At 34.6% G+C, this 18924-nt stretch carries 17 protein-coding genes and 2 pseudogenes; 14 read left to right on the forward strand and 5 right to left on the reverse strand.

The window, feature by feature from the left end; translation table 11 throughout:
* Positions 1-89: 89 nt before the first annotated feature.
* Positions 90-1631, forward strand: coding sequence for an alpha-amylase (gene amyS / locus AC0IXC_RS00195; RefSeq protein WP_471652424.1), 1542 nt, complete (start codon positions 90-92; stop codon positions 1629-1631).
* A 92-nt stretch (positions 1632-1723) separates the two neighbouring features.
* Here amyS and AC0IXC_RS00200 read toward each other — a convergent pair whose 3' ends face one another.
* Positions 1724-2428 (reverse strand): exosporium leader peptide-containing protein, encoded by a 705-nt coding sequence (locus AC0IXC_RS00200; protein ID WP_471652425.1) that lies wholly within the window; start codon positions 2426-2428, stop codon positions 1724-1726.
* A gap of 449 nt (positions 2429-2877) precedes the next feature.
* On the opposite strand from AC0IXC_RS00200, the gene AC0IXC_RS00205 reads away from it, so the two are divergent.
* The 5 genes from AC0IXC_RS00205 to AC0IXC_RS00225 all read left to right on the forward strand — a co-directional run bounded on the left by AC0IXC_RS00205 (position 2878) and on the right by AC0IXC_RS00225 (position 7903).
* Entirely contained in the window at positions 2878-3594 is a 717-nt protein-coding gene (locus tag AC0IXC_RS00205; RefSeq protein ID WP_002142611.1) for a hypothetical protein, read from the forward strand.
* 505 nt (positions 3595-4099) lie between these two features.
* Positions 4100-6001 (forward strand): endonuclease MutS2, encoded by a 1902-nt coding sequence (locus tag AC0IXC_RS00210; RefSeq protein WP_002033444.1) that lies wholly within the window; start codon positions 4100-4102, stop codon positions 5999-6001.
* A gap of 6 nt (positions 6002-6007) precedes the next feature.
* On the forward strand, positions 6008-6532 hold the full coding sequence (locus AC0IXC_RS00215) for a GNAT family N-acetyltransferase (RefSeq protein WP_471652426.1): 525 nt from the start codon (positions 6008-6010) through the stop codon (positions 6530-6532).
* 160 nt (positions 6533-6692) lie between these two features.
* A complete protein-coding gene (locus AC0IXC_RS00220) occupies positions 6693-7403 on the forward strand; it encodes a histidine phosphatase family protein (RefSeq protein ID WP_471652427.1) in 711 nt (236 codons plus the stop codon).
* A 47-nt stretch (positions 7404-7450) separates the two neighbouring features.
* Positions 7451-7903 carry a hypothetical protein gene (locus tag AC0IXC_RS00225; protein ID WP_215559921.1) on the forward strand — a complete coding sequence of 151 codons (453 nt, stop codon included), beginning with the start codon at positions 7451-7453 and terminating at the stop codon, positions 7901-7903.
* Between the two features lie 76 nt (positions 7904-7979).
* On the opposite strand, the gene AC0IXC_RS00230 is transcribed toward AC0IXC_RS00225, so the two are convergent.
* The gene (locus AC0IXC_RS00230) at positions 7980-8945 is read right to left on the reverse strand and encodes a quinone oxidoreductase family protein (RefSeq protein WP_427278871.1); all 966 of its coding nucleotides are present in this window, start codon (positions 8943-8945) and stop codon (positions 7980-7982) included.
* Between the two features lie 122 nt (positions 8946-9067).
* Between AC0IXC_RS00230 and AC0IXC_RS00235 the strand changes: the two genes are divergently transcribed.
* Complete coding sequence (locus tag AC0IXC_RS00235; protein WP_427278870.1) at positions 9068-9961, forward strand: LysR family transcriptional regulator; 894 nt, start codon at positions 9068-9070, stop codon at positions 9959-9961.
* 87 nt (positions 9962-10048) lie between these two features.
* On the opposite strand, the gene AC0IXC_RS00240 is transcribed toward AC0IXC_RS00235, so the two are convergent.
* Complete coding sequence (locus AC0IXC_RS00240; RefSeq protein ID WP_002190291.1) at positions 10049-10582, reverse strand: GNAT family N-acetyltransferase; 534 nt, start codon at positions 10580-10582, stop codon at positions 10049-10051.
* Positions 10583-11155: 573 nt separating this feature from the next.
* On the opposite strand from AC0IXC_RS00240, the pseudogene AC0IXC_RS00245 reads away from it, so the two are divergent.
* Positions 11156-11915: pseudogene (locus AC0IXC_RS00245) on the forward strand (CPBP family intramembrane glutamic endopeptidase).
* Between the two features lie 215 nt (positions 11916-12130).
* Here the strand turns inward: AC0IXC_RS00245 and AC0IXC_RS00250 are convergent.
* Positions 12131-12619 (reverse strand): DinB family protein, encoded by a 489-nt coding sequence (locus tag AC0IXC_RS00250; protein ID WP_002190289.1) that lies wholly within the window; start codon positions 12617-12619, stop codon positions 12131-12133.
* A gap of 204 nt (positions 12620-12823) precedes the next feature.
* Here AC0IXC_RS00250 and AC0IXC_RS00255 point away from each other — a divergent pair, with 204 nt between their 5' ends.
* From AC0IXC_RS00255 to AC0IXC_RS00265, 3 genes and pseudogenes are all read left to right on the forward strand, one after another.
* On the forward strand, positions 12824-13279 hold the full coding sequence (locus AC0IXC_RS00255) for a DinB family protein (RefSeq protein ID WP_471652428.1): 456 nt from the start codon (positions 12824-12826) through the stop codon (positions 13277-13279).
* Between the two features lie 95 nt (positions 13280-13374).
* Positions 13375-13524, forward strand: coding sequence for a hypothetical protein (locus AC0IXC_RS00260; RefSeq protein WP_181462953.1), 150 nt, complete (start codon positions 13375-13377; stop codon positions 13522-13524).
* A 37-nt stretch (positions 13525-13561) separates the two neighbouring features.
* Positions 13562-14598, forward strand: a pseudogene (locus tag AC0IXC_RS00265) (DUF4003 domain-containing protein).
* 122 nt (positions 14599-14720) lie between these two features.
* Here AC0IXC_RS00265 and AC0IXC_RS00270 read toward each other — a convergent pair.
* A complete protein-coding gene (locus AC0IXC_RS00270) occupies positions 14721-15485 on the reverse strand; it encodes a DUF817 domain-containing protein (RefSeq protein WP_002142605.1) in 765 nt (254 codons plus the stop codon).
* Positions 15486-15761: 276 nt separating this feature from the next.
* Between AC0IXC_RS00270 and AC0IXC_RS00275 the strand changes: the two genes are divergently transcribed.
* The 3 genes from AC0IXC_RS00275 to AC0IXC_RS00285 are packed head-to-tail and all read left to right on the forward strand — an operon-like array spanning position 15762 to position 18743.
* Positions 15762-16796, forward strand: coding sequence for a FecCD family ABC transporter permease (locus AC0IXC_RS00275; RefSeq protein ID WP_002142603.1), 1035 nt, complete (start codon positions 15762-15764; stop codon positions 16794-16796).
* Positions 16797-17813 (forward strand): FecCD family ABC transporter permease, encoded by a 1017-nt coding sequence (locus tag AC0IXC_RS00280; RefSeq protein ID WP_002142602.1) that lies wholly within the window; start codon positions 16797-16799, stop codon positions 17811-17813.
* Between the two features lie 21 nt (positions 17814-17834).
* Positions 17835-18743 carry an iron-hydroxamate ABC transporter substrate-binding protein gene (locus AC0IXC_RS00285; RefSeq protein WP_016120578.1) on the forward strand — a complete coding sequence of 303 codons (909 nt, stop codon included), beginning with the start codon at positions 17835-17837 and terminating at the stop codon, positions 18741-18743.
* The last annotated feature ends 181 nt before the right edge of the window (positions 18744-18924 follow it).

The raw sequence follows: 18924 nt of genomic DNA on the forward strand, positions 1-18924 counted from the left end.
AAAGATTGTTACTTTACTAACTGTAGAACGAATATTATAATAACTTTAACAAATTATGCAAACGTTTTCTTGAAGGGGATGGTGTAAATATGTTGAAAAGGATTACGGTAGTCTGTTTATTGTTTACTTTACTTTTTCCTAATATATATGAGGGAAATAAGGCGGAAGCAGCAACAGTGAACAATGGAACATTAATGCAGTATTTTGAGTGGTACGCTCCGAATGATGGGAATCATTGGAATCGTTTGCGTTCCGATGCTGAAAGTTTAGCTCATAAAGGAATCACATCTGTATGGATACCACCTGCATATAAAGGGACTTCGCAAAATGATGTAGGGTATGGGGCCTATGATTTATATGATTTAGGGGAGTTCAATCAAAAAGGAACGGTGCGGACGAAATATGGGACGAAAGCACAGTTGAAATCTGCAATTGACGCTTTACATAAGCAAAACATCGACGTATACGGTGATGTAGTTATGAATCATAAAGGTGGGGCTGATTATACTGAAACCGTAACAGCTGTAGAGGTAGACCGTAACAATCGAAATATTGAAGTATCAGGTGATTATCAAATTAGTGCATGGACGGGGTTTAATTTTCCAGGTCGCGGAGATGCTTATTCTAATTTCAAATGGAAATGGTATCATTTTGACGGAACGGATTGGGATGAAGGAAGGAAATTAAATCGAATTTATAAATTTAGGGGTGTAGATAAAGCGTGGGATTGGGAATTGTCTAGCGAAAATGGAAATTATGATTATTTGATGTATGCAGATCTTGATTTTGATCATCCTGATGTTGCGAATGAGATGAAAAATTGGGGAACATGGTATGCGAATGAATTAAATTTAGATGGCTTTCGTTTGGACGCTGTTAAACATATTGATCATGAATATTTACGCGATTGGGTAAATCATGCCAGACAGCAAACGGGGAAAGAAATGTTTACAGTAGCTGAATATTGGCAAAATGATGTTCAGGCTTTAAACAATTATTTAGCGAAAGTCAATTATAATCAATCTGTGTTTGATGCACCGCTTCATTACAATTTTCATTATGCTTCAACAGGAAATGGGAATTATGATATGAGAAATATTTTAAATGGAACAGTAATGAAAAATCACCCTGCACTCGCAGTTACTCTCGTTGAGAATCATGATTCTCAGCCTGGGCAGTCATTGGAATCTGTAGTAATTCCGTGGTTTAAGCCGCTGGCATATGCATTTATTTTAACTCGTGCAGAGGGCTATCCTTCAGTTTTCTATGGTGATTACTATGGGACAAGCGGAAATAGTAGTTATGAAATTCCAGCGTTAAAAGGTAAAATTGATCCAATTTTGACGGCACGGAAAAACTTTGCATATGGTACGCAGCGTGATTATTTAGACCATCCAGATGTGATTGGCTGGACAAGAGAAGGCGATGGTGTACATGCTAATTCTGGTTTAGCGACATTACTCTCGGACGGACCAGGAGGATCAAAGTGGATGGATGTTGGAAAGAATAACGCTGGGGAAGTATGGTACGATATTACGGGTAATCAAACAAATACTGTAACAATTAATAAGGACGGATGGGGGCAGTTCTATGTAAGTGGAGGCTCAGTTTCCATATATGTTCAGCAGTAAATTGGTGATGAAAAGAAGAGGTAGACTGAAATATAAGTTTCCTCTTCTTTTTACATTGTTATCATTCCTAAATCTTTATTTTAATAAATGAACTAGTCGACTTTTGAAACAACAAGAGATGCATTGGAATAAATAATGTCACCCGTGGCTTCTCTTATTCGTACTCGAAGGACATCTCCTTGGTTTAAAGGTAATAGATCAGTTCTAGCGGATGTAGTTCTTACCCCAGAACCACCACCAACTCGTGTTTCAATGGCGAATTGAATGGAATCATTTATTGTAAGGTTTAATATACTAGACGAAATAGCTTGTATCACAAATACAATTGAAAAAGATACAGAGTACACACCAGTGGTATCAATTGTAATGGAGTTGTCTACTGGGGTTAGAGTAGTTCCACTAACAGGTCCTGGAATTGTCAAATTAACATTTGTATTAACTACTGCTGAAAAACCGATACCTACTTCAGAAGTTATTGTTCCAAATACCGGGAGAATTCCTAAACCGGTCGCTCCAGTGGGACCGGTTATTCCAATTCCAGTAGCGCCGGTAGGACCAGTTATTCCGATTCCAGTAATTCCTGTAACACCAGTAGGACCAGTTATTCCAATTCCAGTAGGTCCTATAATCCCAGTGGGACCAGTTATTCCAATTCCAGTAAAACCTGTCGCACCGGTAGGTCCTGTGATTCCAGTAGGTCCGGTTGGGAATGTAAATGGTGGAATTGGTGGGAGTGTGGGGCCAATTAAATTTGGTTCAAGAGCAGGTCCATGTAAAATAATATTTTCTTCGCTCATATAGTAACCTCCTATGATTGCTTGTCATAATTATTAAATGTATTAGGGAAAGTAAATGACATTCGCAATAGCGGAGGCGCTTATTTAATTATTCTACAACGAAATTAAAGTTGCTACTTTAAAATTGGATACGATAAAAACCGTACTGTGATTGCTATAGAACTAAGTATTAGTATGTTTTTAACGTGATTTTAATAGATGTTATATTTGCTTTACGATAAAATGATTATAGTGTAAAAATACACTATAAGTGTAAAGTAATAACAAATGGGTGTTTTTACACTTGTGGTTATTATTTTTTTCTAAAGCAAGATGATGAGTTTTTATTATTCAAGTCAGCGAAGACAATTTGATGTAGCGGTTATTAGAGGAAGTTCTTTATATAAATCGTAATTTAAAATTTTTAAGGGTATTTCTGTATAGGAAGTAGTAGCAAAAGGAGAGGCGATATGAAAAAAACAAAAATGAAATATAGCATAGTTTTTAGTTTATTACTATTAACATCATGTGATATATCGGATGAAGAAATTGAACAAAAAGCACAAAATTATACAAAAGCGGAATATGGTATGTCTGTTAAATTAAACGGAGTTGAAACACTGGATAACGGAAAGGATTTCCTTGGTCCAAAGGGGCGGATAGCTTCTGTGCAGCAAGTCGATGAACCGCATTTGCAATTTCAACTTTATTTTGATGGACAAATCTCTCCAGAAGTAAATAATGACAATTATAAAATGAAAAAGAAAACATATGATTTACAAAAGAAATTTAATACATACTATGGAGAAAAAGAGAATAACACTATACTTACTTTTGATCAAATGCAGACTGGGGATAATGTTTCCGATAAGAATGCTGAGAAAGAAATAGCGAAGAAAAATTTACAGCAGTATTATACGGTAGTTTTTAGAAGTAATACTGTTTTAGATGTAAATAATCCTGTACATATGGAAACATTAGCGGAGGTTGCAAGAAGTATTCAGGAATTTAATAAAACGATTGAAAATAGTAAAAGTAGTGTAGAAGATATAACGATTCAGCTGCCAAATACTAATAAAGATGTATTACAAAATATTGCTGTAGATTATATAGTAACGGCTGAAGATGCGAAAAAGACCCTTGAGAAAAAGGTTGATTATATGAAAGTTTTACAGTCTACAAAGTGAAAAAAGCATTATCCGAAAAAATTGTCCTTCCTCAGGTGTGAAGGGCAAAAGTCTGACATCTTTACTTATTACAAAACATATAGTATGATGATTTCAATAAATTAGATTTCAATGAACATAAAATATAAATTAATGAGAGGTGCTTTTTGTGAGTGCGGTAGGTACTAAATAGGAAAAATTTAATGAAATAAATCGGATAAGACCAGGGGATTTTTATGTATATCATACCCCTAATTTTGTCATGCATTTATTTCGAAACCTATGAAGATACCTACAATACTTTATAAAGCGTGTAATAAGGGGATTGCCATTTGTTTTTATGGCTTATTTTCTCATATGTTATTACACATGCCTTGTAAATGTAAAAGCTGCGGTATCCCCGCAGCTTTTTTGTATATGTTTTTAATGTATAAAAATGATAATTGAATAATGTAGAACTCATTGGAATCTAATGAGTAGGTATCTTCATTGATGATAAAAACCAATCATAGTGAGGAGAAACAAAATGAATACGATGACTTTTGAAAAGTTACAATATAACGAATTAAAGGATATAGTGAAATCTTATTGTGTAAGTGGATTAGGTAAAGAACTATTAAATAAATTAGAGCCGAGTACGAGTATAAAAGTAGTGAGGAATCGCTTGAATGAAACGACAGAAGCACGAGCTATAGTAGATGCAGAAGGGCATGTGCCTTTCTTCGGAATTTCTAATATCGCTAGTACAATTCAAAAATTAGAAAAAGGGATGATTTTAGATCCAGCAGAGTTAGTAAGTGTTTCAGACTTTTTACGTGGCTGTAGAAAGATTAAAAATTTTATGTTAGATAAAGAATTTTTTGCGCCAGTATTAGCTTCTTATGCGAATTCAATGACTGAATATAAAAGTATTGAAGAGGAAATTAACTTTTCAATTAAAGGAAATAGCATTGATGCAGCTGCGAGTAAAGAGTTAAAACGAATTCGAAATAACATTGATTCTGTAGACGGAAAAATAAAAGAACGTTTAACGAAGTTTTTAAATAGTAGTGCAAATAAGAAATATATTCAGGAATTCTTTATTAGTAAGAAGGACGATAGGTATACGATTCCAATTAAATCTTCTTATAAAAATCAAGTTGCGGGAAGTATAGTTGAAGCTTCCGCTAAAGGTTCAACTGTATTTATAGAACCGCATACGGTTACAAAGTTAAATACGGAACTCGCAAGTTGGAAAGCAGAAGAAGCGATGGAAGAGTATCAAATTTTAGCGACTTTATCAGGAATGGTATTAGAAAATATTTATCATATAAAAATTAATATGGAACTAATTAGCCAATATGATATGGTATTTGCGAAAGCGAAGTTTAGTAAATCAATCGATGGAATAGAGCCGAAATTAAACGATCATGGCTACATTCATTTAATGAATTGTAAGCATCCGCTTTTAAGTGGAAAAGTAGTACCATTAAACTTTGAAATCGGTCAAGAATACCGTAGTTTAATTATTACTGGGCCGAATGCAGGCGGGAAAACAATTGTGCTAAAAACAATTGGATTGTTAACATTAGCGACAATGTCAGGCCTTCACATCGCTGGAGATAAAGAAACGGAAATTGCTATTTTCGAAAATGTATTTGTAGACATTGGTGATAACCAAAGTATCGAAAATGCACTAAGTACATTTTCATCTCATATGAAAAATCTTTCTGAAATTATGAGGATGTCAAATAATAATACGTTACTGTTATTTGACGAAATAGGAAGCGGTACAGAACCGAATGAAGGTGCGGCGCTTGCGATATCTATTTTAGAAGAATTTTATCTTGCGGGATGTATTACAATTGCGAGTACGCATTACGGTGAAATTAAACGCTTTTCAGAAATGCACGATGATTTTATGAACGCAGCAATGCAATTTAATAGTGAAACACTAGAGCCACTTTATAAATTAGTGATCGGTAAATCAGGTGAAAGTAATGCACTTTGGATTGCGAATAAAATGAATGTGAGAGAACATGTACTGCAAAGAGCGAAAGAGTATATGGGAAATAAAGAATACGCTATAGAAAAAGTGAATGAAAGTAAGATTAGAAAACCGAAAATGGTGCAAGAAAAAAGAGAAAATGACTATGAATATAAAATCGGCGACCGTGTGAATTTGTTAGATCATAACGATTTCGGGATTGTATATAAGGAAAAAGATAATTTCTATAATGTCGTTGTATATTATAACGGTGAATTCGTTGAAGTGAATGTGAAACGTATTACTTTAGAGGTAGCGGCGAAAGAATTATACCCAGAAGGATATGATTTAAATACACTATTTGTTGATTATAAAGAAAGAAAAATGCAACACGATATTGAGCGCGGATCGAAAAAAGCGCTTCGTAAAATTGAAAAAGAAATAAGAAAGAATAGAGGATAATATAGAATGGTAACGATTAGACAAGAACAAAAAAATGATTATAGAAAGACAGAAGAAGTTGTAAAAGAGGCATTTTTAAATGAAGAATTTAGTGATAAAAAGGAACATGAACTTGTAAAACGTATTAGAGAATGTGACGCGTTTATTCCTGAATTATCAATCGTTGCAGTAGATGAGGAAATAGTCGGGCATATTATGTTATCGAAAATTACAATAGAACAAGGTGGGACTACTGTAGATTCATTAGCACTTGCACCAGTTTCAGTAGCTAGGGGCCATCAGAAGAAAGGAATTGGTGGAAAGCTTATTGGAGCTGCGTTAGAAAAAGCGAAAGAACTTGGATACGGGTCAGTTGTAGTATTAGGACATCCAGAGTACTATCCGAAATTCGGATTTAAAAAAGCAAGTGAGTGGAATATAAAAGCACCATTTGAAGTGCCTGAAGAAGTGTTTATGGTAATGGAATTAACAGAAAATGCTCTTGAAGGTGTAGAAGGGGTTGTACAGTATTCGAGTGCTTTTGCTGAGTAGGAGAATCGATTAGGAAATGTAATCATAAAAGATGCTATCTTTTTGTAGGGATATACAGAAAGATAGCTTTTTTTATTAAGCAGATCTACTTACGTATATTTTGCTCAATGAATAATTGAGATGGTAAAATTGATATAGAAATGTAAAGGGAGAGAATATGATGAAGAATCGAGAAACAGATAGCAATGAGAATGTAGTTACGTTATATGTTACAAGACACGGTAAAACAATATTAAATGCGAATCATCGCGCGCAAGGTTGGGCAGACTCTCCGTTAGTAGAAAAAGGTGTGGAAGTTGCCTCTAATTTAGGAACGGGATTAAAAGATGTTCATTTTGCGAATGCGTATAGTAGTGATAGCGGTCGAGCGATTGAAACTGCTAATTTAGTATTAAAATATAGTGAGCAATCAAAATTGAAACTTGAGAAAAGAAAAGATTTACGAGAATTAAATTTTGGTATTTTTGAAGGTGAAAAACTTGAAAATATGTGGGATGTGGTTGGAAAAGCTGCGGGCGTTGCATCTCCAGAAGAACTCATGAAGTTTTCTATTCAAGAAGTGATTAATCTTATTAGAGCAGCAGACCCTACGAAACAGGCGGAAGATTGGGAATTATTTTCTACTCGTATAAAAACAGAGATTGATAAAATTAGTGAAGAAGCTGCTAAAAATGGAGGTGGCAACGTTTTAGTTGTCGTTCATGGGCTTTTGATTACTGCCTTAATAGAAATGTTAGACAGTAGTAAAACAAAACTGGGAGTGGAAAATGCTAGTGTGACGAAAATTGCATATCAAGATGGGAAGTACACAGTCGAATCAGTTGGGGATATGAGTTATGTTGCAAAAGGGAAAGAAAGTGTGGAAATTTAACAGGGTGTATTACGATTCCTTTTAGATTTTCAAAATGGGGGGGAATAATGGATTTTCAAGATTTGATGGAATTTAAAGGATATATATATTTAAACAAATTGTTTGAACCTGAAGAAAATTCACTGAGGGTACTTATTGATAGGTGTAAAGTTAACAAAACTAAGGGACTCGCGAAAATTACAGATGAGGTTGAAATAGAAGCATCATCCATTGATGTTGATGACAATCTGCCAATTGTGCAATTGGATTTTGAATCGTATGTTGCTTACTCCGTTACTAATGAATCGTTTACTGTAATGGATGACTACGAAATTTCAGAAGGTAGAATTTTTAGAGTTTACTCAAAATCAAGATATTTGGATTTCGTTAAAACAGGAACAATTGCTGAATTTATATTTCCTGAAGAGCAGTGCGTTCACTATCAAATTCCTTGTTTGAACCATATCATCGACATTATTTCATATGATGAGCCGAAAATTACTGGAATAAAAAGAAACTAATAAAATTCCATACTAAAAGAGCATCGGAATCGATGCTCTTTTAGTATGCTTATCTTTCCTTTTTAAAGTGGAACGATTACGGAATTAATAAAATCTTCCCAGTACTTTTACGGCTCTCTAATAATTCATGTGCAAGAGCACCATCTTGTAAAGCGAATGTAGTTGGACTCGCGATATTTAATTCTCCTGCAGTGATCCAATCAAATAATTGAGTAGAGCGTTGCTTGCGTTCTTCATACGTAGTAAGAACGTTCCAAAGGTCTCCGCCAGTTAAAGTTTTTGAAGTATCCATAAGCATACGTGGATCTACAGGCGCGGGATTACCGCCAGCCATTCCATAGAATACAACGGTACCACCAACTTTAGTAGCTTTAAAACTTTCTTCTAAAGTAGAACCTACTGATTCATACACAACATTTACTCCGGCACCATTAGTTAATTCAAGTACTTTTGTATGCCATGCTTCAGTATATAAAAATACGTGATCAGCACCAGCTAACGTAGCTACTTGTGCTTTTTCTTTTGATGATGTAAGACCGATTACTGTTCCGCCCAGTAGTTTAATCATTTGAACGAGAAGTTGACCAACGCCACCAGCTGCGGCATGTACTAAAGCTATATCACCCTGTTTTATTTGATAGCTATCTTTCGTTAAATAATGTGCTGTTAATCCTTGTAATAAGACAGAAGCGGCTGTTTCAAAAGAAATAGAATCTGGAAGCGTAATTGCTTTTTCAGATGGAACGGCAACTAATTCTGCATTTGAGAATGGAACGTCAGCAAATGCAATGAGGTCTCCAGGATTGATAGTGGTAACGTTAGCTCCTACTTTTTCAACAATACCAGCGCCTTCATAACCTAATATATAAGGCGGATTGCCAGCAAGATGATAATCACCGCGGCGTCTATAAATATCAGCGAAATTTAAACCGATTGCTTGCATGCGAACAAGAACTTCATTTGGATTTATGATTGGATCATGTATTTCTTTATATTGTAGTACATCTGGACTTCCAAACTGTTCGAAACAAAGTGCTTTCATATGGAATACCTCCATTTTATTGTTTGTCGATGCTATTTATCATACAATACAAATATCAATAGACAAAGAGGATTATTTCGATGAAATCAATCGGAAATACCGATTGAAAAGAGGGATGATAAATGGAGATAAAACAATTAATTACATTTAAAGTAGCAGCGGACACTTTGAACTTTACGCAAACTGCGAAGAAATTGAACTTTGCTCAATCGAGTGTAACGGCGCAAATTAAAACGTTAGAGGCTGAGCTAGGCACGCCATTATTTGAAAGGTTAGGAAAACGTCTTTTCTTAACTGAAGCAGGCAGGAAGTTTCAACTATATGCTGATAAGATGATTGCACTCAGTAACGAAGCGAAAATGGCTGTGAAAGATGATGAGGAAATAGCGGGTACGTTAATAATCGGTGCACAAGAAAGTCAATGTACATATAGGCTTCCATCTATATTAAAGAAATTTAAAGCACAATTTCCCCAAATAAAGCTTATATTTAAACCTGCACATTCCAATAAAGATGCGAAGGAACAATTGATGGAGGGGAAAGTAGATCTTGTATTTATTTTGGACGAATGTAAAACAGAGGATGTTTTACATGTGGAGCCACTTATGAAAGAAGAATTAAAAGTAGTAGCTGCTCCTACGCATCGTTTACTTGAACAACCTTCCGTTTCTACAAAAGATTTAGAAAGCGAAACACTTTTACTAACAGAACTAGGTTGCTCGTATCGGACTTTATTTGAAGAGTTATTCCGTGCGGAAGATGTATACCCAGCAAATAAGATTGAATTTGTTAGTGTCGAGGCAATTAAACAATGCGTTATTGCAGATTTAGGTATAGCAGTTTTGCCAGCAATAGTAGTAGAAAAAGATATACGAGAGGGAACGATAAAGGAATTAGTCTTAAAGAATACAATTACTCCGATCTATACGCAAATTGCTTGGCATAAAGATAAATGGATGACAGCGCCACTGCAGCAATTTATTGAGGTGACGAGGGAGTCTTTTGCAAGGAATTAAGTGGAGAAATATTTGTTTTATATGTAAGAAAAAATGGCACTTTTGTATAGAGAGAACCGATACTTGGATGAAACAAGTATCGGTTCTTTATAGCATATTTTTATAATCATTTTTAAGTATTGCCATAATAATTTCATCCGAGTACGTATCATTATAAAATAAGGATTGACGTAAGGTTCCTTCTTTTACAAACCCAACCTTTTCATAAGCTCTAATTCCACGTAAATTATGGCTAAATACTTCTAACTGTAAACGATTGAATGTGAGTTGTTCAAAAACAAATCTTAAAACTATTTTCATAGCTTCAGTTCCGTAGCCTTTCCCTGTTAATGAAATAGAAAGCATAGATATTCTGAATCCAGCTCTTTGGTTCTCCTCATCGATATCTAAAATCGATAACTCTCCAATCATTTCGTCAGTGCTGTTTAAACAAATAGCGAAATCATAGCGATTTGAATCATTATTTATATTATCTATATGTGCTTTAATTTGCTCCAATGAAAAAGTAGGCTTGGTTCCAGTCATATATCTTATTTCTTCATCCATTGTACTTTCTAATATAATGGGCGCATCTAGCTCGCAAAGGGGCCTTAAATAAATTCTTTCACTCTCTAATCTCATTATAAATTTCTCCTTAAGGTTGGTGATAGAGTATATAAATATTTTTGATATACATTGAAGAAGAGTTTTATTTTGTGTATCGTTTGAAAAGTATGTATCTTACTTTGATGTTACATGAATTTTATAATGGTATGGTATACCTAAAACAAATAATAAAAGTTTTATACACAACAAAATGTATCAACAATTTTTTTGATAATACTATTATTATTGCTTTTCATTCCACTTTTAAATGAACATGAATTTTTTATAAATATTTTTAGTGGAAAATAAGCCTTTCCCACTAATTTGCACCGTAGTTAAACAAGAATTAAATAACGTTATTGTCACTTTACAAGAGCATGTTTTGATTGGTTCTCAAAACATGCTCCTTCTTTTTGTTTGTTTATCCCGTATTAACGGATAGTGAGACTCCAACTTCGAACCTTGACCGAAGCAAAGTAGGTAGGAGTCGGCTTATCCAGAAAAGCCTGATAGAGTAGGGAGGTTCCTTTAATGTTTTGGAATAATTTAGCATAAGTGATTTTCATATCTCTAAATTTATGCTCTAATTAAAATAAAGGAGGCAAGTAAATGGGGAATGAGATTAAACGATATGTAATACGAACTTTTATATTTACATGGATACTATGGGGGCTATTAATTAGCTTAATAAAATTAAACATTACGACATTTGGTACACCGCTAGCGATGATATTATTTGTTTTCGGGGGAATCATGCCGGCAATCGTTGCAATTAGTTTAAAGAAAAAATATGGATCAAAAGAAGAGTTCAGAGTGTTTATTAAAAATATTGTTAATTCTAGGCATCACTTTGTATGGTATGTTCTAATCGTTGTTCTAGCTTTTATTAGCTGTTATCTTCCAACGATATTTGGTGGAGCAACGATGCAAAAACCATTATACGTGGCATTACTTAGTTTTCCAACAATGATCGTTGGTGGTGGTCTTGAAGAAATTGGATGGAGAGGATTTTACAACCTGCCCTTCAGAAAAAAATTCGGCATTTTTTAGTACGGTTATTGTGAGTGTTATATGGGCTATTTGGCACTGGCCGTTATGGTTTATTCCAGGCACGAATCAAACTCAAAGGGATTTTATAGCCTTTATAATTACGACAATTGCCGTATCGTTCTTATTAACTACAATTTTTAACGCAACTAAAAGTATTTTTATGTGTCTAATTTTTCATGCGCTTCTTAATTCTTTTTGGAGTGTGTACGTGCCAAATGATAAAGTGTTACCAGCATTTTCAACTTTTATTTTCGGAATTTTCGTATTTATCGTGTATAAAGTCATAATAAAAAGAAAGAACCTCTTATTGATTAGGTAACTGAAATAATAAAAGGAAACATATTAATATATTTTTTATGGATATGAAACTAATTAATAAGAACACGACACAAACATAATTAAAATATAATACAAGTTTGTGCCGTAAAAAAATTTGCAAAACTATAAACAATATCAAAAAGAATGAAGAGCCTTTCCGTATACATAAACAATGCTAACGACAGTTATAGTAATTCATTTGTTAGAACAATTGAATTAACTAAGGTCTGTGTCAGGAGGAGTATATCCAAGGTGACGGGTCATTGATACAATTTGGCCTTTATGATGAAATTCATGTGTCTCCGTATGAGTTAAAAGCCATAGTGGAGTTGTGCTCCAAGGTTCTTTTTGCCATTTCACTTCATTTGCTATATTTTCGAGCCACCGGTCATTGTATTCATCTAAAAAGCGTTGTACAGTCTCATCTACTATCTTAAATCTAGCACGGACTTTTGTGACATCTGCATGTTCAATTTCATAATCGCTAGCAAATGAGAAATCTGCTCGTTTTTGGTTAAATGCGAATGTTCCAAGCCAGTATCGATAGCAATCGGCTACATGAATATGCGTCTTCATAATGCTACCGCTTCCGAAATTAGGAACCGTACTGTGCAATTTTTCTTGTGGAATTTCTTCCAAAAATGTAAATAGATTTTCCCTTGTAGAACTAATAAGATTATATTGTTGTTTTAAAACATCTAACATGTAATTACACTCCTCTTTTGTTTACTGTAATATTTGTGCAGTAAGTATTTCTATATTTATGAGGAGTGGTCCTTTTTTATTGTTTTCAGTAAGCATATTAGATGTATTTTTTAATTGTTTCTGATAGATTAAACAAGGTGAAACTTTAATAAGTTTAACATCCTTAGTTCATAATAAATTGTACATAAAAAAGGAGACGATAAAATGAATAGAATAATTGGTTTAAAACAATTTGAAATAACGCGTGGGGCATTACTTCAATTTATGGAAACGTTAGATGATAAAACTGTGGATACGCAGCCAGAGGGTTTTAACAATACAATTCGCTGGCATATCGGTCATGTGTTAACGGCAGCAGAAGTTTTCATGTTTGGAAAAGAATTTAAACAATTACCAACTGAATATCCAGGTATGTTTGGATATGGTTCAAGACCGTCTAAATGGAAAACAGAAGGACCAACGTTAGAAGTGTTAACGGCTCAATTAAAGGAACAAGCTAAACGTATTAACGAAATTCCAGTAGAAGCATTTGAAAATAAACTTCCAGAGCCATTCCTAGGATTGGAAACAGTAGGAGAGCTATACGGTATGATGCTTTATCATGAAGCAGACCATATTGGGCAAATGAAGGCGATGGAACGTATTATTAAGGCTCTTTAGTTTTGGGTAAAGTTAAATAATATATAGACAAAAAAGGGTAGATAATTTATTATCTATCCTTTTTTGTTGTTGAACTTCTTGAAGGATTAAGGATTATGAACGCTAATCATCGTGATGCTGATGAAGAAGGAAAGAAAACCAACCAACCAATTAGGATAAAGAAACATCCTAAATTTTATGGTAGTTATTATTTTTTTGTATTACTTAATAGAAAAATATTGAAAATAATACAGAAGAAAGTATAAGGTTGCAAAATCTGTATGAAATAGGGTATTCCTAAATATGGAATATACGTATAATAAAAGAGAGGAACTAGAAAATGGGGGAATACTATGATTACATTGGAACAAAAGTTGGAGCAATACACACATACATATGCACAGTTAAAGGGAGAACTAAAATGGAAAACGAGTGATTCTCGAACAGGTATGATGATTGCTGCTATGTATGCAGGTAGTGATAAACTGTTTGATCTCGGACGTTTTTTAGAAATTAGTAGTTATATTAAGAATCAGGTAGGGATGTTTTCATACTTAAAGTCTTATCATCGCTTTGTGGTGGCCGCAACATTAGATATTCATTTTACAGATTACAAGGAAGCTTTTCAGAGGTTTTTAGATTTATATGAACAATTGGTCGCTGGTGGCTTTAGCCGGAGTATATTTACTTATCTCGCAGCAGCTGTGCTTTTAACAGAAGAAAATGAACAGCATGGCACGCACATTCAGCGTTCGATGCAAGTATATAAACGGATGAAAGAGGATCATCTTTTTCTTACAGGTACAAATGATTATCCACTCGCGGTTTTACTAGCAGGACAATCAGAGAATGTAGAAACACTTATGGACCGAGTAGAACGTCTTTATCAGAAACTAGCGAAAGCTGGTTTGCGTAAAGGGAATGATCTTCAGTTTTTAAGTCATATCCTCTCACTAAAGAAGGATGTCCGTGAAGAAATGTTAGTTGCAAAATGCACAAACATATGGAAGTTGTTAAAACAAGAAAAGGTAAAAGTGAAACAGATGCATTATCCGGCTATCGGGCTACTAGCGTTACTTGAGGATGGAGAAAAAGAGATTCATTCTATTAAAGCGTTGATTGAAAAATTGCAGGGGGAGAAATTATTCCGTTGGCATACAGATACGAATATTCTTATTGCTATTCAACTGTTCGTAAGTCAGAAAGGTGAGGAGAGTAAAGCTACCAACACAGGTTTACAAACTATGATAGAAGTCCTAATACAAGCACAACAGGCAGCTATGATGGCAACGATTGCCGCTTCATCTGCAGCAACCTCTTCTGCTAGTACTAGTTCATAATGTGCAACTGCTTATGCTCTCGTAAATTATGATGAACCTATAATGCCTTTGATGAGGATGGTTTAAAAAAAGCCCATCACTCTCTAATGAGTGATGGGCTAACTGTTTTTACATAATCAGCATTATCTTTTCGACTGCTTCAAATGTTTGAGTTGTGTAACAATCATAATGCTAATAACAACGAGTAAAAACCATGAGCTAATTTTGCTTAAGTGAACGAGGCTCCATGTTTCCCGTTGATTTGGATATTGCCATGCTCCGAAGAAGGTAGCGATGTTTTCTGCAATCCAAATAAAGAATCCGATAAGGAAAAATGAGAGTACGAGCGGCATTTTATATGTAACGCCTCGTAATGAAAATTCCACAAATGTGCGAAAGAAAACAATGAATAAAATTAAAGTTAATACCCATCTAAAGTCATATAGAAAATGATGTGTAAAAAAATTAAAGTAAATCATTGCTCCTAGAGGTATTGCAAAAATAGCTTTCGGCCAATGATGCATTTGTAAATGCAATCTTCTCCACGCTTGGCATATGTAACTTGCGACACTCGCATACATAAAACCGCTGTAAAGCGGAACTCCGAAAACTTTTGAATACGCCTCTTCAGGATAACTCCATGAACCGAAATGTACTTTATATATTTCTAGTAAAAGGCCGATGAGGTGGAAGACAGTAATTACTTTTAGTTCATCTTTTGTTTCAAGACCTGTTTTGTACATAATCCACTGCATAAGAAGACATACGATGAGTATGAAATCATATCGGTACAGCCCTGGAATCGAAATGATTTTTGAAAGAGCAAGTGTTAAAAAAATAACGACAGGGAACAAACAGGATAATGCTTGTTCATAAGTAAAATAGAGTAGTTGTTTTACATAAAACATGTTTTCACCTTCAGGATTATTATTTGAAAAATCAAAATAATAACTTAGTATACTACAAATTTGAAAATAAAACAGTACATCATTTTGCATGTATTTGGAAGTTTTAGAAGGGAATTGTAATAAGTATTTTGATAGTTTAACAAAGTAAAAAAATAGTTTGCTATTTAAAAAAAGTGGGGATATAATATCTAAATGAAAATGATAATTATTATCAATAATGATTATAAATAAAAAATAATTATAAAAAAGAACTGAATATAAAGGATGAAATGAAACATGTTACATAAGTCTACTGTACATGCTGGCAATAATCGCTGGATACATATTAAGTTCATATGTTTCATGAGCTTAACAATTATATGTTTAATTGGAGCTATATTTTTAGCCGTTGCATTTGGTGCAAAGGATATCCATTTGCAAACTGTGTGGGCAGCGGTTTTTGATTATAATCCGAAATTAACACAGCATCAAATTATTTATGAATTAAGGCTCCCAAGGGTAATTGGCGCAGCAGTTGTAGGAGCTGCTTTTGCAGTCGCTGGAGCTGTTATGCAAGGGGTAACACGAAATCCTTTAGCTGATGCAGGTGTACTTGGAATAAATGCAGGTGCGATGTTTGTAGTAGCACTTAGCTTTGCTTTTTTCCCGCATATGCCGTATTCCTATTTAATGATTGTCTCCTTTATTGGAGCAGTTTTAAGTACAGTACTCATTTTTATTATTGGATCAGCAACATCAGGCGGGCTAACGCCGATGAGGTTAACGATTGCAGGGGCAGTTATGGCCGCGCTTTTACATTCGTTAAGTTCAGGTGTCGCGATTTATTATGACTTAAGCCAAGATTTAGCGTTTTGGTATGCTGGTGGTGTTGCGGGAGTTAAGTGGGAACACTTGAAATTTTTAGTGCCTATTATTCTCATAACAATTGTTTTTGCGACAGCGCTAGGGCGATCTATTTCACTCATATCCATGGGGGATGATGTCGCTACAAATTTAGGTGTAAAAACGAACCGAACGAGAATACTCGGGATGATTATGGTAGTGATTCTAGCAGGTGTTTCTGTTTCAGCTGTTGGTTCCATTGGATTTGTAGGATTGGTCATCCCGCACATTGCTAGAAAATTAGTAGGTGTTAATTATCAACTTATTATTCCTATGTCAGCATTATTAGGAGCTATTTTATTAGTTTTAGCTGATTTAGGAGCAAGAACAGTAAATCCTCCTAAAGAACTTGCGATAGGAATTATGGTAGCTCTTGTTGGAGTTCCGTTCTTCCTCTATATAGCACGTAAAGTTGGGAGTGAGCTATAAGTGAAGAATCTTTTTAGCACGGATAAAAAGAAAGCTATTACTGTAACTACAATTTTCGGATGTATAAGTATTGCTATAGTTTTGATTAGCTTAAATACGGGAACGCTGAGCATCGCACCGCTCAAAGTAATTCAAACGCTTTTTGGCTATGGTGATTTTGAGAGTGCAACCGTGCTATACGATTATCGTATGCCAAGAATTATAATCACAATGTTAGCTGGTATTGGCCTTGGAGTTTCCGGTGCGATTTTGCAAGGATTATCTCGGAATGCTCTCGCAGATCCTGGTATTCTCGGATTACACTCGGGTGCATCTTTCGGGCTTATTGTATTTGTTACTTTCTTTCATTCTATTAACGAGAGTGCATCGATTTTAATACCGTTATTTACATTTGGCGGAGGAGTGTTAGCTGCATTTCTTATTGTTTTGCTTGCGAGTGATCGGTCGAAAGGTTTACTTCCCATTAGACTTATTCTTGTTGGTATTGCAGTTTCAGCTGGTTTTAGTGCACTTTCGTTATTTTTCTCGCTCAAGTTAAATGATGAGACGTATACATTCGCTTCTAGGTGGTTAGTTGGTAACGTGTGGGGAAGAGATTGGATTCATGTCCTAGCATTATTACCTTGGATTTTGATACTAACTCCGTACGCATGGCTGAAATCCAAAACGTTAAATGCACTGTCACTAGGTGATAGTGTAGCAGCAGGACTTGGTGTATCTGTTCAAAAAGAACGGTTACTGCTTTTAGCTACAGCGGTAGGATTGTCTTGTGCAAGTGTATCAATGGCAGGGGGAATTGGCTTTATCGGCTTAGTTTCTCCGCATATCGCAAGAAAGTTAGTAGGTAGTACATATCAACATTTCCTTCCGTTAGCTGGCATAATTGGAATGATTATTTTAGTACTCGCGGATACGATAGGGCGATCTTTATTTGAGCCAAACTCTATTCCAGCTGGCGTAGTAGTAGCGGCTTTAGGTGCGCCATATTTTCTTTATTTACTTACAAAAACAAAATAAATACTTCAAAGAGGAGAACATATGAAAAAGAAACTTACTATTTTATTTAGCATTATGTTTATTTTAGTATTATCAGCATGTGGTCAAACGAAATCTAGTGAAGAGGCAACTAAAAAAACTGAAAAAAGTAATGATCCAAAAATTGCTTCTATGTCTATTCATTTAACGAATAACTTACTTGCATTAGGAATTACACCGGTAGGTTCTGTAATTGGTGGAGATTTAAAAGATTTCTTACCTCACGTGAAAGAACAGTTGAAAGATACGAAGAAACTTGGCGTTGTAACAGATCCGAATATGGAAGCGTTACTTCAATTAAAGCCATCTGAAATTTATGTTGATGAAAAATATGCTGGTAAAGATTTAGCGAAATACGAAAAAATTGCAAAAACACATACTTTTAATTTAGATGAAGGTACGTGGAGAGATCATTTAAAAGAAGTAGGTAAACTTGTAAACCGTGAGAAAGAAGCAGATAAATATATTCAAGACTATGAAGAACAATCAAAACGAGTAAAAAGTTTAATAGATAAAGAGTTAGGTACTAACGAAAAAGTAATGGCAATTCGCGTTACTGCAAAAGAATTACGTGTATTTAGTACGAAAAGACCGATGGGACCAATTTTATTCCAAGACTTAGGATTACAACCTGCAAATGGTGTAGAGAAAATTGATGGAAACCGTCCTTTCGAAGTAATTTCACAAGAAGTATTACCTGACTTTGACGCAGATGCTATTTTCGTTGTTGTAAATAGAGATGATAAAGCGAAAGCAGCATTTAAACAACTGCAAGAAACACCAATTTGGAAAGACTTAAAAGCTGTTAAAGGTAAGCACGTATACATTATTAATGATCAACCATGGCTTGACTATTCTGCTTTAGGTAACAAAATGGCAATGGATGAAGCAGAGAAAATGTTTACGAAATAATACAGTTTTGCTATTAGGAAAGGCCCTCTAAATTTTGAGGGTCTTTTTATCGTTGTTATTGTTAGAATAAATGAAAAATTATACAATGAAGTTAATTCAATGCAAGGGAGATGTGCCAATGTCAGCGCTTATTGTAAGTATCCCGTTAATACAACAGTTCAAAGGACAAGGGGATAATAGG

The sequence above is a fragment of the Bacillus sp. AC266 genome, from assembly GCF_979253805.1.

Excerpts from the sequence above, each read along its gene's own strand:
- amyS (WP_471652424.1), top strand. The coding sequence starts at position 90 with ATGTTGAAAAGGATTACGGTAGTCTGTTTATTGTTTACTTTACTTTTT.
- AC0IXC_RS00200 (WP_471652425.1), bottom strand. The coding sequence starts at position 2,428 with ATGAGCGAAGAAAATATTATTTTACATGGACCTGCTCTTGAACCAAAT.
- AC0IXC_RS00205 (WP_002142611.1), top strand. The coding sequence starts at position 2,878 with ATGAAAAAAACAAAAATGAAATATAGCATAGTTTTTAGTTTATTACTA.
- AC0IXC_RS00210 (WP_002033444.1), top strand. The coding sequence starts at position 4,100 with ATGAATACGATGACTTTTGAAAAGTTACAATATAACGAATTAAAGGAT.
- AC0IXC_RS00215 (WP_471652426.1), top strand. The coding sequence starts at position 6,008 with ATGGTAACGATTAGACAAGAACAAAAAAATGATTATAGAAAGACAGAA.
- AC0IXC_RS00220 (WP_471652427.1), top strand. The coding sequence starts at position 6,693 with ATGAAGAATCGAGAAACAGATAGCAATGAGAATGTAGTTACGTTATAT.
- AC0IXC_RS00225 (WP_215559921.1), top strand. The coding sequence starts at position 7,451 with ATGGATTTTCAAGATTTGATGGAATTTAAAGGATATATATATTTAAAC.
- AC0IXC_RS00230 (WP_427278871.1), bottom strand. The coding sequence starts at position 8,945 with ATGAAAGCACTTTGTTTCGAACAGTTTGGAAGTCCAGATGTACTACAA.
- AC0IXC_RS00235 (WP_427278870.1), top strand. The coding sequence starts at position 9,068 with ATGGAGATAAAACAATTAATTACATTTAAAGTAGCAGCGGACACTTTG.
- AC0IXC_RS00240 (WP_002190291.1), bottom strand. The coding sequence starts at position 10,582 with ATGAGATTAGAGAGTGAAAGAATTTATTTAAGGCCCCTTTGCGAGCTA.
- AC0IXC_RS00250 (WP_002190289.1), bottom strand. The coding sequence starts at position 12,619 with ATGTTAGATGTTTTAAAACAACAATATAATCTTATTAGTTCTACAAGG.
- AC0IXC_RS00255 (WP_471652428.1), top strand. The coding sequence starts at position 12,824 with ATGAATAGAATAATTGGTTTAAAACAATTTGAAATAACGCGTGGGGCA.
- AC0IXC_RS00260 (WP_181462953.1), top strand. The coding sequence starts at position 13,375 with ATGAACGCTAATCATCGTGATGCTGATGAAGAAGGAAAGAAAACCAAC.
- AC0IXC_RS00270 (WP_002142605.1), bottom strand. The coding sequence starts at position 15,485 with ATGTTTTATGTAAAACAACTACTCTATTTTACTTATGAACAAGCATTA.
- AC0IXC_RS00275 (WP_002142603.1), top strand. The coding sequence starts at position 15,762 with ATGTTACATAAGTCTACTGTACATGCTGGCAATAATCGCTGGATACAT.
- AC0IXC_RS00285 (WP_016120578.1), top strand. The coding sequence starts at position 17,835 with ATGAAAAAGAAACTTACTATTTTATTTAGCATTATGTTTATTTTAGTA.